The sequence below is a fragment of the Blastococcus sp. SYSU D00820 genome (assembly GCF_054050695.1).
Map to the genome: position 1 here is coordinate 51844 of NZ_JBJGZW010000016.1, position 14974 is coordinate 66817.

General features: G+C 75.7%; 14 protein-coding genes. 7 read left to right on the forward strand and 7 right to left on the reverse strand.

Annotated features, from left to right (window positions below):
• Positions 1-18: 18 nt before the first annotated feature.
• Complete coding sequence (locus ACI79R_RS16450; RefSeq protein WP_456574720.1) at positions 19-1761, reverse strand: class I adenylate-forming enzyme family protein; 1743 nt, start codon at positions 1759-1761, stop codon at positions 19-21.
• Between the two features lie 91 nt (positions 1762-1852).
• Between ACI79R_RS16450 and ACI79R_RS16455 the strand changes: the two genes are divergently transcribed.
• A complete protein-coding gene (locus ACI79R_RS16455; protein WP_456574721.1) occupies positions 1853-2704 on the forward strand; it encodes a patatin-like phospholipase family protein in 852 nt (283 codons plus the stop codon).
• Positions 2705-2748: 44 nt separating this feature from the next.
• A complete protein-coding gene (locus ACI79R_RS16460; protein ID WP_456574722.1) occupies positions 2749-3792 on the forward strand; it encodes a glycerophosphodiester phosphodiesterase in 1044 nt (347 codons plus the stop codon).
• 42 nt (positions 3793-3834) lie between these two features.
• Here ACI79R_RS16460 and ACI79R_RS16465 read toward each other — a convergent pair whose 3' ends face one another.
• From ACI79R_RS16465 to ACI79R_RS16480, 4 genes are all read right to left on the reverse strand, one after another.
• On the reverse strand, positions 3835-6282 hold the full coding sequence (locus tag ACI79R_RS16465; protein ID WP_456574723.1) for an ABC transporter permease: 2448 nt from the start codon (positions 6280-6282) through the stop codon (positions 3835-3837).
• Positions 6283-6286: 4 nt separating this feature from the next.
• Positions 6287-7060, reverse strand: a complete 774-nt coding sequence (locus ACI79R_RS16470; protein ID WP_456574724.1) for an ABC transporter ATP-binding protein — start codon at positions 7058-7060, stop codon at positions 6287-6289.
• A gap of 88 nt (positions 7061-7148) precedes the next feature.
• The gene (locus ACI79R_RS16475) at positions 7149-7853 is read right to left on the reverse strand and encodes a response regulator (protein ID WP_456574725.1); all 705 of its coding nucleotides are present in this window, start codon (positions 7851-7853) and stop codon (positions 7149-7151) included.
• Entirely contained in the window at positions 7850-9040 is a 1191-nt protein-coding gene (locus tag ACI79R_RS16480; protein ID WP_456574726.1) for a sensor histidine kinase, read from the reverse strand. The genes ACI79R_RS16475 and ACI79R_RS16480 overlap by 4 nt, the downstream gene beginning before the upstream one ends.
• 145 nt (positions 9041-9185) lie before the next feature.
• Here ACI79R_RS16480 and ACI79R_RS16485 point away from each other — a divergent pair, with 145 nt between their 5' ends.
• Entirely contained in the window at positions 9186-9923 is a 738-nt protein-coding gene (locus tag ACI79R_RS16485) for a class II aldolase/adducin family protein (protein WP_456574727.1), read from the forward strand.
• Between the two features lie 9 nt (positions 9924-9932).
• On the opposite strand, the gene ACI79R_RS16490 is transcribed toward ACI79R_RS16485, so the two are convergent.
• Positions 9933-10451 carry a hypothetical protein gene (locus ACI79R_RS16490; protein ID WP_456574728.1) on the reverse strand — a complete coding sequence of 173 codons (519 nt, stop codon included), beginning with the start codon at positions 10449-10451 and terminating at the stop codon, positions 9933-9935.
• Between the two features lie 125 nt (positions 10452-10576).
• Positions 10577-11074, reverse strand: a complete 498-nt coding sequence (locus tag ACI79R_RS16495) for a MarR family winged helix-turn-helix transcriptional regulator (RefSeq protein WP_456574729.1) — start codon at positions 11072-11074, stop codon at positions 10577-10579.
• Positions 11075-11162: 88 nt separating this feature from the next.
• On the opposite strand from ACI79R_RS16495, the gene ACI79R_RS16500 reads away from it, so the two are divergent.
• From ACI79R_RS16500 to ACI79R_RS16515, 4 genes are all read left to right on the forward strand, one after another.
• Positions 11163-11726, forward strand: a complete 564-nt coding sequence (locus tag ACI79R_RS16500) for a YceI family protein (protein WP_456574730.1) — start codon at positions 11163-11165, stop codon at positions 11724-11726.
• An 83-nt stretch (positions 11727-11809) separates the two neighbouring features.
• Positions 11810-12163, forward strand: coding sequence for a hypothetical protein (locus ACI79R_RS16505; RefSeq protein WP_456574731.1), 354 nt, complete (start codon positions 11810-11812; stop codon positions 12161-12163).
• A 104-nt stretch (positions 12164-12267) separates the two neighbouring features.
• Positions 12268-14160: a translational GTPase TypA gene (gene typA / locus ACI79R_RS16510; protein WP_456574732.1), complete on the forward strand. Its 1893-nt coding sequence runs from the start codon at positions 12268-12270 to the stop codon at positions 14158-14160.
• A gap of 243 nt (positions 14161-14403) precedes the next feature.
• Positions 14404-14892, forward strand: a complete 489-nt coding sequence (locus tag ACI79R_RS16515) for a DUF5994 family protein (protein ID WP_456574733.1) — start codon at positions 14404-14406, stop codon at positions 14890-14892.
• Positions 14893-14974: the final 82 nt, after the last annotated feature.

Consider the following 14974-nt stretch of genomic DNA (forward strand, 5'->3'; position numbering starts at 1 on the left):
GGGAGGGCGGCCGCCCGGTCAGGCCTCCGGCAGCCCGGCCCGCTCCCGGGCGGCCAGCTCGCGCTTGAGCACCTTGCCGGCCGCCGACACCGGGATCGCGTCGACGAAGACGACGTCGCGCAGCCGCTTGTACGGCGTCACCCGCCCGTTCACCGCGGCCATCACCGACTCCGCGGTCAGCGCCGCGCCGTCGTCCCCGGCCGCGCGGACGACGTAGGCCACCGGCAGCTCGCCGGCCAGCTCGTCGGGCCGGCCGACGACGGCGGCCCCGGCGACGCCCGGCACCCCGAACAGGATCTCCTCCAGCTCCCGCGGGAAGACGTTGTAGCCCTTGTGCAGCAGCATGTCCTTGGTGCGGTCGACGATCGCGAGGTAGCCGTCCTCGTCGAGCACGCCGACGTCGCCGGTGTGGAACCAGCCCTCGGCGTCGATCGCCTCCGCCGTGGCCTCCGGCCGGTGCGCGTAGCCACGCATGACCTGCGGCCCCCGGATGCACACCTCGCCCCGCTCGCCGGGCGGCAGCGCCGGTCCGCCGCCCAGCGGCCGGATGGTGATCTCGGTGTCGAACACCGGCACCCCCACGGTGCCGGCCTTGCGGGTGCCGGAGCGGAACGTCGGGTTGCCGGTGGCCTGCATGGTCACCTCGGTCAGCCCGTAGCCCTCGCCGATGACGGCGTCCGGCACCAGCGCCTGCAGCCGCTCGATCACCGGCACCGGCAGCGGTGCCGCGCCGCTGGCGACGCCCCGCACGCTGGACAGGTCGGCCTCGGCGATCCCGGGCAGCTGCAGGAGGGCGGCGAACACCGGGGGTGCGCCGCCGAGGCTGGTGACCCGGTGCCGGACGGCGTCGGCGAGGTAGCGCTCGGGATCGAAGCGCATGTGGATCACGGTGGTCGTCCCGCCCATGACCAGGCCGTTGAGGTAGCCGATCGCGCCCATGGCGTGGAACCAGGGCGTCAGGTTCACCACCCGCGCCTCGCCCAGCCGCACCGGGTACTCCTCCGGGCCCACCACCTGGCGCAGCGTCACGTCGCCCGCCGCGTCGAGCTCGGGCACCGACCCCGAGGTCCAGCAGGCCGACTGCAGCACGTTGGTGACGACGCACCGGTGCGGCAGCTCCACGCCCTTGCTCACCCCGGTGGTGCCGCCGGTGTAGGCGAGGTGGGCGAGGTCGGTGGCCGGGTCGACGGCGTCGTCGAGGTGCCGGTCGGTGGGGTCGGCGCCCAGCAGGTCGGCGGCGTCGACGTCGCCGTCGGCGAGCTGCAGCCGGGCGTCGAGGTCGAGCACGTGCGCCGGCCCGGTCACGACGACGGTCTCCACCGGCGTGCGCGCCAGCGCGTCCCGCACCAGCGGCAGCACCTGCTCCCAGGTGATGAGCACCCGGGCGCCGGCGTCGGTGAGCTGGGCGGCCAGCTCCTCGGCGGGCAGCAGCGGGTTGGTGGGGGAGAACGTGGCGCCGGCCAGCAGCACCCCGTAGTACAGCGGCGGGTACTGGCGGCAGTTCGGCGCGTGCACCGCGACGACGTCGCCGCGGCCGATGCCGGCGTCGGCCAGCCAGCCGGCGACCGCGTGCGCCCGCCGGCCCAGCTCGGTGTAGGTCAGCGGCACGTCGGCGTCGAGGAACGCGGTGCGGTCGCCCCAGCGCCGCACGGCCGCCCGCAGGATCGAGCCGACCGGCACCAGCGGGTAGTCCAGCGACCGCGGCAGGCCCGGCGGCCAGCTGCGGATCGCGGTGGTGGAGGCGTCCTGCGTCGCGGTCATGCGGGTCCCTCTCGGCGCCGGTCGGGGCCCGACCAGCGTGGCTCAGGTCACAGTCCCGTGTCGAGTGTGCGCGCTCTGTGAGGATGACCCGATGAGCGCACCCCGCACGGCCCTCGTCCTCGGCGGCGGGGGCATCACCGGCATCGCCTGGGAGATCGGCATGCTGGCCGGCCTGGCCGAGGCCGGCGTCGACCTCACTCCCGCCGACCTCGTGGTGGGCACCTCGGCCGGCTCGGTGGTGGGCGCCCAGATCACCAGCGGCGCCGACCTGGAGGAGCTCTACGCCCGTCAGCTGGAGCCGCCGGCCGCCGAGAAGGTGGCCCGGATGACGCGCGCGGCGCTGGCGCGCTACGGATGGGCCATGCTGCGCAGCCGCGGGCGCGACCAGGAGTTCCGCCGCCGGGTGGGCGCGCTTGCGCTGGCCGCCGAGCGGGCCGGGCTGACCCCGCCGGAGGCCGAGCGCCTGGAGGTCATCGGCTCCCGGCTGGTCAGCACGGAGTGGCCGGAGCGGCGGCTGGTGGTCACCGTCGTCGACGCGGAGACCGGGGAGTTCCGCGCCCTCGACCGGGAGTCGGGGGTGCCGCTGGTCTCCGCGGTCGCGGCGAGCTGCGCCGTCCCGGGGGTGTACCCGCCGGTGACGATCGACGGCCGCCGGTACGTCGACGGCGGCATGCGGTCGGCGGCCAACGCCGACCTCGCCGACGGCTGCGAGCGGCTGGTCGTGCTGGCGCCGATCCCGCGCGGGGTCGGGCCGATGGCCAGCGTCGACGCGCAGGTCACCGGGATGGTGGCCCGCGTCGCCGTCGTCGCCCCCGATGCGGACAGCCGCCGGGCGATCGGCGCGAACGTGCTCGACCCCGCGGCCCGGCGGCCGGCCGCCGAGGCCGGCCGACGCCAGGCGCGCGAGGCCCTGTCCGAGGTCCGCGAGGTCTGGGAGGGTTAGCGCCCCCTCCGGCCGGCCGGCCGGGGCCCGCGGAAGGTGCCGCGTTGCGCAGATCCGCCTGGTCGGTCGCCGTCGTCGCCGTCGCGCTGCTGGTCACGCTGGTCTCCGACGTCGGACCGGGCGCGGCCCGCCGGGCGGCCGCCGCCCAGCCGACGCCGCTGGTGCCGCTGCCCCCGGTCGCGGTGGTCGCCCACCGCGGGGGCGCCGACCTGTGGCCGGAGAACTCCCTGACCGCCTTCCGCGGGGCGCTGGCCCTCGGCGTGAGCACCCTCGAGCTCGACGTCCACGTCACCGAGGACGGGCAGGTGGTGGTCGGCCACGACGGCGACCTCGCCCCCGCGAGCTGCCGCGACACCCGCCCCGCCGTGCCCGGCGACCCGGAGTTCCCCTACGTGCCCGGACCGCGCCGGCTGTCGGAGCTCACGCTCGCGCAGGTGCGCACCGTGGCGTGCGGGCCGCCGTCGTCGCCGGCGGGGCTGCCGCTGCTCGGAGAGGTCCTCGACCTGGTGCGCGCGCCCGGGGCCGGCGAGGTCACGGTCGACGTCGAGCTCAAGGTCACCCCGGCCGAGCCGGCGCTGCGCGACCGGCTGGTGCCGCTGGTCGTGGCCGAGGTGCGGCGGGCGGGCCTGGTCGGCCGGGTCGCGATCTCCTCGTTCGACTGGAGCGCGCTGCTGCAGGTGCGCGCCGTCGAGCCCCGGCTGGCCCTCACCGCGCTGTTCTCCGGGCCGGACCAGCTGGAGCTCGGCCGGCCGGGGCGGTCGCCGTGGCTGGCCGGTCTGGACGTCGACGCCTTCGGCGGGGACGTCGTCGCCGCGGTCGCCGCCCTGCACCTCGACGGGATCGCCGTTCCGCACGGCTTCCCCCTCGACGGCGCGGCCGGGACGCCGGGCTACGTCCCGTTCGCCGAGAGCCGGTTGGTCGGCCAGGCGCACGCGCTCGGCCTGCGGGTGCAGGTGTGGACCGTCGACGACCCGGCGACCATGCGCGCCGTCGTCGCGGCCGGGGTCGACGGGGTGGTCACCGACCGCCCCGACCTGCTGCGCGCCGTCCTCGCCGCGGACTGCCGCTCCCTTCCCCCGCCCCGCTGAGCGGAGTGGGAGGGCGCGGAATCCGCGTCCCTCCCACTCCACTCAGGCGGCGATGGCGGCCACCGGCGGTGTGCGCGCCGCCCGGCGGGCCGGCAGCACCGAGGCCAGCAGCCCCGCCGCGGTGGCGACCACGACGATCGCGGCCACCTGCAGCCACGGCACGGTCAGCTGCACCTCGCCGACGTCACCCAGCACCGACGCGGCGCCGGCCAGCCCGTAGCCGCCGCCGAGCACGACGCCGAGCACCGCGGCCACCCCGGCCACCAGCACCGCCTCCCAGGCCAGCAGCCCGCGCAGCTGCCCGCGGGTCAGCCCCAGGGCCCGCAGGAGGCCGTTCTCCTGGCGCCGCTCCACGACCGACAGCGCCAGGGTGTTGCCCACGCCGATCAGCGCGATCAGCACCGCGACCGCGAGCAGGCCGGTGACCACCAGCAGGAGCACGTCCAGCACCGAGTCCAGCGCGGCCCGCTCGCTGGCCAGCCCGGAGACGAGGGCCGTGGGCAGTGCCTCGCCCACCCGGTCGGTCAGCGCGTCGACGACCTCGGTCTGGTCGGCGCCGTCGGCCAGCCGGAGCCAGAACGTGTCGACGTAGGCGTCGGGCGCCAGGGCCGTGAGGTCGGCGGTGGTGAGCAGGGGGTAGTCGGTGTCGCCCAGCCGCGCGGTGAGGGTGCGGGAGCCGCCGGGCCCCTCGAGGGTCACCTGGTCGCCCTCCTCGACGCCCCACGCCGACACCGTCCACCACGGGAGGACGGCGGTGCCGTCGGCGGGCAGCGGGAGGTCGTCGGTGGAGCGCAGCACCGGCGCCGCGGCCCGCGGGTCGACGCCCTGGCTCCACGTGTCGGTGCCGTCCGGCCCGGTCAGGATGCCGCCGGTCAGCCCGACGCCGGCCTCCACGCCGTCCACGGCGGTCAGCCGGTCGAGCAGCGTCGCCGGGACGCCGTCCTCGGTGTTGCCGTACACGACCACGTCGGTCGGGTACTGCGCGGCCAGGCCGGCCTGCGCGGTCGAGCGGGTGGTGGCCGCCCCGACCACCATGGCGGTGGTCAGCGTGACCCCGATGAGCAGCGCCGTGGCCGTGGCCGCCGTCCGCCGGGGATTGCGGGTGGCGTTGCCGGCGGCCAGCCGGGCCGGCACTCCGCGACCGGCCAGCCGGCCGGCCAACGCGACGACCGGGGGCACCGCCCGCTGGGCGAGCAGGACGACGCCGAGGAAGCTGGCCGCCCCGCCGGGCAGCGCCACCAGGACGTCGCCGAGGGCCACGCCGAGGAGCATCAGCGCCACGCCGGGGACGACGAGCACCAGCCCGGCGACCAGCCGCGCGATGCCGCCGCGCGAGCGCAGGGGGGCGGGGTCCATCGGCCGCAGCGCGGCCAGCGGTGCCACGCGGGTGGCCGCCCGCGCCGGGGCCAGCGCGGCCACCACGGTGGTCAGCGTGCCGATGCCCAGCCCCAGGAGGACGGCGAGCAGCGACACCGAGATGCCCGACAGCGGCACCGGCGAGTCCTCGCCGACCAGCCCGGAGACGATCGCGGCCAGCCCGATGCCGGCGCCCACGCCGAGGGCCGAGGCGGCCAGGCCGGTGAGCGCGGCCTCGGCGAGCACGCTGCGCCGCACCTGCCGGGCGGTGGCCCCGACGCAGCGCAGCAGCGCAAGGTCGCGGGTCCGCTGGGCGAGCAGCACGGCGAAGGTGTTGGCGATGACCAGCCCGGCGACCAGCAGGGCCACGGTGCCGAACACCAGCAGGATCGTGGTCAGCACCAGGGTGTCGCCGGTCAGCTCGGCGGCGAGCCGCTCGGCCTGCTCCTCCCCGGTGCGCACGGTGACCGCCCCGGTCAGGGCGTCGCGCACGGTGGCGGCCAGCTGCCCGGGGTCGGTGCCCGGGGCCGCGGCCACCCGCAGCTCGGTCGCGCCGCCGGCGCCCCAGGCGAGGGCCTGCTCGTCGGTGACGAAGGCCCGCCCGAAGAGCCCCGCGGTGGGGTCGCCGCGGAGGTCGACGACGCCCACCACGGTGACCTCGGCGGTCGTCTCGCCGCCGTCGGGCAGGTAGGCGGTCACCGGCAGTCGGTCGCCGACCTCGGCGTCGGTCCGCTCGCTGACCGCGACCTCGCCGGTCCGGTCGGGCAGCGCGCCGTCGGCCAGCTGCTGCCAGCGCAGCTCGGGGTCCGCGGCGACCGAGGTGACCATCAGGTACTGGGTGCCGGTGCGGCCGGGCAGCGCCGCCTGCACCGACGTCTCGAGGCTGGGGGCCACCGCCGCGACCCCCGGCAGGCCGGCCACCGCGTCCGGGTCGAGGTACTCGCCGTCGTCGGAGGTGACGACCAGGTCGGTGGCGACGTACGGCGCGCCGGCCGCCTCGAGCAGCGTGTCGCGGGAGGTGTCGCTGAGGACGATGGTGGCCACGACGAAGCCGACCGCGATGACGATCGCCAGCGTCGAGGCGACCAGCCGGGCGGCGTGCGCCCGGAGGCCGGCCAGGGTGACCTGTCGCACGGGGTCAGGCCCCCAGTCCGCGGAGCGCGTCCACGACGGCCGCGGCGGTCGGCTCGGCGATCTCGCCGGCCACCCGCCCGTCGGCGAGCAGCAGCACGCGGTCGGCGTAGGCCGCCGCCGTCGGGTCATGGGTGACCATGACGACGGTCTGGCCGGTCTCCCGCACGCTGCTGCGCAGCAGGTCCAGCACCTCGGCGCCGGAGCGCGAGTCGAGGTTGCCGGTGGGCTCGTCGGCGAAGACGACGTCGGGCCGGGGGAGCAGCGCCCGGGCGACGGCGACCCGCTGCTGCTGCCCGCCGGACAGCTCCGAGGGGCGGTGGCGCAGGCGCTCGCGCAGGCCCAGCCGGGCGATCACCGCGTCGAACCACGCGGGATCGGGCCGGCGGCCGGCCAGCTGCATCGGCAGGACGATGTTCTCCCGGGCGTCGAGCACCGGGAGCAGGTTGAACGACTGGAACACGAAGCCGATCCGCTCGCGCCGCAGCCGGGTCAGCTGGTCGTCGCGCAGGCTGGTCAGCTCGGTGTCGCCGAGGTGCACCCGGCCGCCGGTGGGGGCGTCCAGCCCGGCCAGGCAGTGCATGAGCGTCGACTTGCCGGAGCCCGAGGGCCCCATGATCGCGGTGAACGCGCCGCGGTCGAAGGCGACGTCGACACCGGCCAGGGCGTGCACCGCGGTCTCCCCGCGACCGTAGGTCTTGGTCAGGCCGGTGGCGCGCACGGCGGCGCCGCTGGACGGCGGCTCGCCGGGGACGGTCATGACGGGGACGGGTGCGGACAAGGAGGCCTCCGGGGCTCGGTGAGCGGTACCTCCTCACGCTCCCGTCCGGAGCCGTCGTCCCGCGTCGGAGCGGGGGATGATCCGCAGGTCAGCCCGGGGTCGTACCCGCCGCGTCGCGCAGCAGGTCGGCCGGCTGCACAAGCCCGGTCCGGAACGCCAGGACGACGGCCTGCACGCGGTCCCGCGACCCGGTCTTGGCCAGCACCCGACCGACGTGCGTCTTCACCGTGGCCTCGCTGACGAAGAAGTGCGCGGCGATCTCGGCGTTGGTGGCCCCGTAGGCCATCTGCACGAGCACCTCCCGCTCGCGCGGGGTCAGCTCGCCCAGCTCCAAGGGCTCGGTGCCGCCGGGGGCGGGCGGGGCGCCGCGCAGCATCGGCGCGACGTGCTGCAGCAGCCGCCGGGTGGAGCTGGCCGCGATCACCGAGTCGCCGGCGTGCACGGTGCGCACCGCGGCGAGCATCTCCTCGGGCGGGGCGTCCTTGAGCAGGAAGCCGCTGGCCCCGGCGCCGATCGCGGCGACGACGTACTCGTCGAGGTCGAAGGTGGTCAGCACGACCACCCGCGGCGGCTCGGGCATCGCGGTGACCTGCCGGGTGGCCTCGATGCCGTCGGTGCCGGGCATCCGGACGTCCATGAGGACGACGTCGGCGTCGACCTGGCGCAGCACCCGCACCGCCTCGTCGCCGGTGCCGGCCTCGCCGACCACGGTGAGGTCGGGCTGGGAGTCGATGACCATGCGGAAGCCCGCGCGCACCATCTGCTGGTCGTCGACCAGCACCACCCGGATCACCGCTTGCCCCGGTAGGGGAGGACGGCGTGGACGCCGAACCCGCCGCCGCCGCGCGGCCCGGCCGACAGCTGCCCGCCGTGCAGCCGCGCCCGCTCGTGCATGCCGACCAACCCCTGCCCGCCGTCGGGTGCGCCGGCGCCGACCAGCGCGGCCGAGGCGCCGCGGCCGTCGTCCAGCACCGACAGCTCCAGGGCGTCGGGGCGCCAGTGCAGCCGCACCCACGCGCGGCTGGCCGGGCCGGCGTGCTTGAGCACGTTGGTCAGCGACTCCTGCACGATCCGGTAGGCGGCCAGCTGCGGGCCGGCCGGCAGCGGTCGCGGCTCGCCCTCGACCAGCAGGTCGACGTCCAGGCCGCTGGCCCGCACGTCCTCGACGAGCGCGGGGATCGCCGCGACGTCCGGCTGCGGGGCGTACTCCTCGCCCGGGCCCTCGCGGAGCACGCCGAGGAGTGCGCGCATGTCGGTGAGCGCCTGCCGGCCGGTGGCCGCGATCGCCTCCAGCGCGCCGGTGGCCGCGGCCGGGTCGGTGCGGCCGGCGTACCGGCCGCCGTCGGCCTGGGCGATGACGACCGACAGGGAGTGGGCGACGACGTCGTGCATCTCCCGCGCGATGCGGGCGCGCTCGGCGGTGGCCGCCAGCCGCATCTCCTGGTCCCGCTCGATCTCCAGCAGCCGGGCGCGGTCCTCGAGGGTGGCGAACTGCTGCAGCCGGGCCCGGCGCAGGTCGCCCAGCGCCCACGCGGCCACGACGGCCACGCCGATCGAGCCGGCGGTGAGGACGGTGGTCTCCCCGGAGCCGCCGACGTCGTAGTAGCGGACGGCGGCCAGCAGGGCGCCGACCAGGCCGGTGACCAGCCCCGCGCGGCTGGCCCAGCGCGGGGCGTAGGCGGCCAGCGCGTGCACCATGACCAGCGCGGCGACGTTGGCCGCGAGGAACTGGGGCACCGTGACCAGCTCGACCAGCCCGGCGACGACGACCGCGGCCGCCGCGGGCACCGGAGCGCGGCGCCGCCAGATCAGCGGCACGGTCAGCAGGGTGCCGACGACCACGCTGGCGCCCTCGGCCGGCCAGTAGCCGGCGGCGAGCAGCAGCACGGTGACGAACCAGACCAGCCCGGCGATGCCGACGTCGACGCCGAGGGGGTGCGCGCGCAGCCACGCGGCCAGGCGCTCGAGCGGGGAGTCCATCTCCTCAGACCCTAGGCAGGGCGCCGCGCGCCGTCGTCCACCCGCGGGATGACCCGCGCGTCCTCCCGCGGACCGAGCACCGCCCTTGACACCCCCGGCGGCCGCCCGGCTGACTCGCAGGCACCCGCCGACGAGGAGGTCCGCCGTGACGTTCGTGCCCACCGCCGACAAGCTGGTCCCGGAGCTCACCCCGGCCGAGGAGATCGTGCTGCTGGCGCGGACGCTGTGGCGGGAGGGCTACGACGACCACCTGGCCGGCCACATCACCTACGCCCTGGGCGACGGCACGCTGCTGTGCAACCCGTGGCTGCTGACCTGGCAGGAGTTCCGCGCCCGCGACGTGCTGCGCATCGACCTCGACGGCAACGTCCTCGAGGGCGACTGGCCGGTGCCGCTGGGCATTCCGCTGCACCTGGAGCTGCACCGGCTGCGCCCGGACGTGCGGGTCGCCGTGCACAACCACCCGCGCTTCGGCCTGGCCTGGGCCGGCCTGCGCGAGGTGCCGCCGGTCTACGACCAGAGCTCCGGCCTGGGCGGCGGCGGGGAACTGGTGCTGGTCGACGAGTACGAGGGCGGGGTCAACGACGCCGGCGCGGCCCGGCGCGCGGTCGAGGCGATGGGGGACGCCGAGCTGGCCCTGCTGGCCGGGCACGGCGTCTTCGTCCTGGGCCCGACGGTGGCGGCGGTGCACCTGCGAGCGGTGTCGCTCGAGCAGCGCTGCCGCAGCGCCTGGATGGTGCGCGCGGCCGGCGGCCGCGGGGCGAGCGCGGTGCCCGAGGCGTGGCTGGCCCGCAAGCGGGCCGGTGACGGCAGCGGCTTTCCGGGGCTGTGGGAGTCGAGCGTGCGGGCCGAGCTGCGGGCGGACCCGACCCTGCTCGGCTGAGGCCGGCCGTCAGCCCCCGACGTGGCAGCCGGCGAAGTCGGTCTCCATGGTGATGTCGCCGATGCGGGTGCCGTCGGAGGCCACCACCCCGGTGAGCGTCAGCTCGGCGTGCACGCAGTCCTCGCCGCCCTCCGGCGGGTCGACGACCAGCTCGCCGGTGCCGGTGGTGACCTCGGCGACGTCGGTGGGCTGGCTGGCGGAGTCGATGACGTCGGTGCAGAAGTTGTCGGTCAGGTTCGACCCGGTGAGCAGCTGGGCGATCACCGTCGGGTCGCGGAGGTCGACGTCGTACGTGGTCGGGGCGACGGTGGAGCGGTCGGAGACGTCGACGGTGACCCGGAAGGCGCGGTCGGCCTCCTCCGTGGCCGCCCAGATCGTCACCTCCCCGCAGCCGCCGTCGCGGGTGAACTCCAGCTCGCCGGGGCCCGCAGCGCCGCCGGCTCCGGGCGGCGTGGCCTGCCCGGGCACCGTGCTCGTGCAGGCGCACAGGACGCCGGCCAGGGAGAGGAGGAGCGTCCGCGCGCGCACGCCTGCTGGACGGGGGAGCGGGCCGGTGAGTTCCCGGCCCCACGCGTGACCACCGTGCGTGCACGGACCGTGCCGGTCGTGCCGCCCGCACCACGCCGCGTGCACGGTCCGTGGGCGCGGAGCCGTCAGGGACGCCGCAGGTGCTCCAGCAGGGTCTCGCCGAAGTCGCGCATCGCGGCGACCTGCTCGGGGCTCAACTGGTCGAACAGGTGCCGCCGGACGCCCTCCACGTGGACCGGCGCGGCCGCGGCGAGCGCCGCGAAGCCGTCGTCGGTGAGGACGGCGAGCTGGCCGCGGCCGTCCTCGGCGCAGACCTGGCGGCGCACCCAGCCCCGCTCCTCCAGCCGCGACACCGCGTGCGAGAGCCGGCTGCGGGAGGACAGGCAGCGGTCGGCCAGCTCGCTCATGCGCATGGCCCGGCCGGGCGTCTCGGAGAGGGCGACGAGGATCTCGTAGTAGGCGTGCGAGATGCCGGTGGCGTGGGTCAGCTCGCGGTCGAGCCGGTCCTGCAGCAGCTGGGCGCTGAACAGCCACGCGCGCCAGGCCGCCTGCTCCTCGGCGTCCAGCCAGCGGGGGGTCTCGGGAGCCGGGGGCTGCGCGGACGGCGCGGCACTGGAGGACATGCTCCCGATGGTACTGGCGGAATAGTCAAGCTCTCAACTACGCTACGGTCAGCACGAAGGTCAAACGCTCAACCACACAGGAGTCACCATGAGCTCGCCCGCCGCCGTCCAGATCCCCGGCTACGTCGCCGGCACCTGGGACATCGACCCCACCCACTCCACCGTGGGCTTCTCCGTCCGCCACATGATGGTCAGCAAGGTCCGCGGGTACTTCCGCGAGTTCTCCGGCGAGATCACCACCGCCGAGGACCCGACCCGGTCCACCGTCACCGCCACGATCGACATGGACTCGATCGACACCCGCCAGGAGCAGCGCGACGCGCACATCCGCTCCGCGGACTTCTTCGACGTCGGCAACCACACGGTCATGACCTTCCGCTCCACCCGCGTCAGCACCGACGGCGGCGACTGGACCGTCGAGGGCGACCTCACCATCAAGGGCATCACCAAGCCGGTCACCCTGGAGCTGGAGCTCAACGGCTTCGGCCCGGACGCCTACGGCGGCACCCGCGCCGGCTTCAGCGCCAAGACCGAGATCTCCCGCAAGGCGTTCGGCGTCGACATCGACATGCCGATGGACGGCGGCGGCGTGGTCGTCGGCGACAAGATCAGCGTCGAGCTCGAGATCGAGGCCGTGCTCCGCACCGCCTGAGCAAGGACCCCCTGCAGGGGGCGTACGAGGGGCCCCGGACGCCGTCCGGGGCCCCTCGTCCGTCCCGGGGCAGACTGGCGGCCATGGCAACCTCGCTGCTGACCCGCGCCCGCACCCGCTTCCCCTCGGCCGCCCTGGTCGCCACCGGGCTGGCGGCCGGCTTCGGCATCGCGCAGGGCACCGGCATCCGCGCGCTGGGCGGCGCCGTCTTCGTCGCGGGCGGGCTCGCCGCGGCCCGGCTGTGGGTGCAGCGGCGCGGCTGGGCGGTGGCCCTGGGCCTCGGCGGGCTCTACGTCGGGGCGTTCGTCCTGGCCCACGTGCTGGCGCTCGGGGTGGGGATGGCGGCCTGGCTGGCGGTGAGTCTGGTCACGATCACCGCCGCAGGGGTGACGTTCGCGCTGGCCGACCGGCCGGAGACGCAGACCGCGCTGCGCTGAGCGCCTAGAGTTGCGGGGAAGGTCGCAGCCCGGAGGGTTGTTGGACCTGGTGCCCGCGCGCGACCGCGCGGTGCGATCCCGGACTTCCTGAGGTGCCTCTCCGCATGCCCACCCGCAGCGACCTGCGCAACGTGGCGATCATCGCCCACGTCGACCACGGCAAGACCACCCTGGTCGACGCCCTCCTCCGCCAGGCCGGCGCCCTCGGGCGGGCCAAGGGCGAGGGCACCGACGCCGACACCACGCAGGACCGCGTGATGGACTCGATGGACCTCGAGCGCGAGCGCGGGATCACCATCCTCGCGAAGAACACCGCGATCCGGCTGGCCGACGAGAACGGCAACCCCGTCGTCGTCAACATCGTCGACACCCCGGGCCACGCCGACTTCGGCGGCGAGGTCGAGCGCGGCCTGTCGATGGTCGACGGCGTCGTCCTGCTCGTGGACGCCTCCGAGGGCCCGCTCCCGCAGACCCGCTTCGTGCTGCGCAAGGCGCTGGGCAAGGGGATGCCGGTCATCCTCGCGGTCAACAAGACCGACCGCGGCGACGCGCGCATCGCCGAGGTCGTCGACGAGTGCTACGAGCTGTTCATGGAGCTCATGGAGGACGCCGGCATGGACGCCGACGCCCTCGAGTTCCCGATCGTCTACTGCAACGGCCGCACCGGCCAGGCGTCGCTCAACCGCCCCGAGAACGGCACCGTGCCCGACAGCCCGGACCTCGCGCCGCTGGTGAAGACGCTGCTGGAGACCATCCCGGCGCCCAGCTACGACGCCGAGGAGCCGCTGCGGGCCCAGGTCACCAACCTCGACGCCTCCCCGTTCCTGGGCCGCCTGGCGCTGCTGCGGATCCACTCCGGCGAGATGAAGCGCGGCCAGCAGGTCGCCTGGTGCAAGATCGACGGCACCATCAAGAACGTCAAGATCACCGAGCTGCTCATGACCGAGGGGCTCACCCGCACCCCGGCCGACAGCGCCGGCCCCGGCGACCTCGTCGCCATCGCCGGCATCGAGGACATCATGATCGGCGACACCCTCGCCGACCCGAACGACCCGCGCCCGCTGCCGCCGCTGACCGTCGACGAGCCGTCGATCTCGATCACCATCGGGATCAACACCTCGCCGCTGTCGGGCCGCTCCGGCAAGAAGCTGACCGCCCGGCTGATCAAGAACCGCCTCGACCAGGAGCTGGTCGGCAACGTCTCGGTGCGCATGCTGCCCACCGACCGTCCCGACACCTGGGAGATGCAGGGCCGCGGGGAGCTGGCGCTGGCCATCCTCGTCGAGCAGCTGCGCCGCGAGGAGTTCGAGCTCACCGTCGGCCGGCCGACCGTGGTCACCAAGACCATCGACGGCAAGCTGCACGAGCCGGTCGAGCGCGTCACGATCGACACCCCCGGCGAGTACGTCGGCACGCTCACCCAGGCGCTGGCCAACCGCCGCGGGCGGCTGGAGAACCTGGTGCACCACGACACCGGCTGGGCGCGGATGGAGTACATCGTCCCGTCCCGCGGCCTGATCGGGTTCCGCACCGAGTTCCTCACCGAGACCCGCGGCACCGGCGTCCTGAACCACAACCTCGAGGGCTACGAGCCGTGGCTGGGCGACATGCGCGCCCGCCCGACCGGCTCGCTGGTCGCCGACCGCCAGGGCGTGGCCACCACCTACTCGATGTTCTCCCTGCAGGAGCGGGGTCAGCTCATGGTCGAGCCGGGGACGGACGTCTACGAGGGCATGATCGTCGGTGAGAACTCCCGTCCGGACGACATGGACGTGAACATCACCAAGGAGAAGAAGCTCACCAACATGCGCAAGTCCACCTCCGAGGAACTCGAGCGGCTGATCCCGCCGCGCATCCTCAACCTGGAGCAGGCGCTGGAGTTCTGCGCCGAGGACGAGTGCGTCGAGGTCACCCCCGGGGCTGTCCGCATCCGCAAGGTGGTGCTCGACCAGACCGAGCGCGGCAAGGCCAAGAACCGCAAGCCCAAGCCGGCCTGACGGAGGACCCCGCTGCAGCGGGGCCGCCGGGGTCGTCGCCACCAGGCGGCGGCCCCGTCGTCGTCTCCGGCCCCGGTCGGCGGGGGGTTGCGTGGCCGGTCGATGACGGGTCGTGATGACCGGCCGGAACGGTCCGACCCGCCCGCCCGCAACGCGCGGGGCTGCGGCGATGCCGCCTCGTACCTTCGGCGTGGGCTCCTGTCGGTCGGGGCCCGCGGACGACGGAAGGCGGGGCTGACGCTGATGAGGACCACCCGAACCGAACTGCTCTCCGAGGGCCACCGCGGGGGGATCGACGTCCGGGTGAGCATCCGCAGCGACGCCGGGGACGGGACGTCGACCTTCGACGGCGCCTGGTTCCCGCGCAGCCGCGACCTCGCCGTGGAGGTGCCCGAGCTGATCGCCGCGCTCGACCGGCGCGACCTGCGCGTCGAGCGGTTCACCTACGCCCTCGACGCCTGGCTGCCCGCTCCCCGCAAGGTGGTCGTCGGCGGCCGCACCGTGCGCACCGGGGGGTTCCGCAGCATGGACCCCGGGGTGGTCTGCCTGAGCTGGGCCGGCGGCAACCGCCGCGCCGACCTGCTGGTGGTGCCGCCGGAGACCGACGTCGTCACCGGCGCGCGGGCGCTGCGGCTGTGCACCCGCCGCGGCCTGCCCCGGTCGCCGTCCATGGTGCTGGCCGCCGCGCGGGCCACCCCGCTGCCGCAGGTGCCGGTGCTGCCCGCCGTCTGACCGGACGCCGGAGCGACACCCGCCCGCAACCGCCCCGGAACGCGCGTCGGCTGGGATCGCTCCCAGGCGCGGCGGGCCGCGG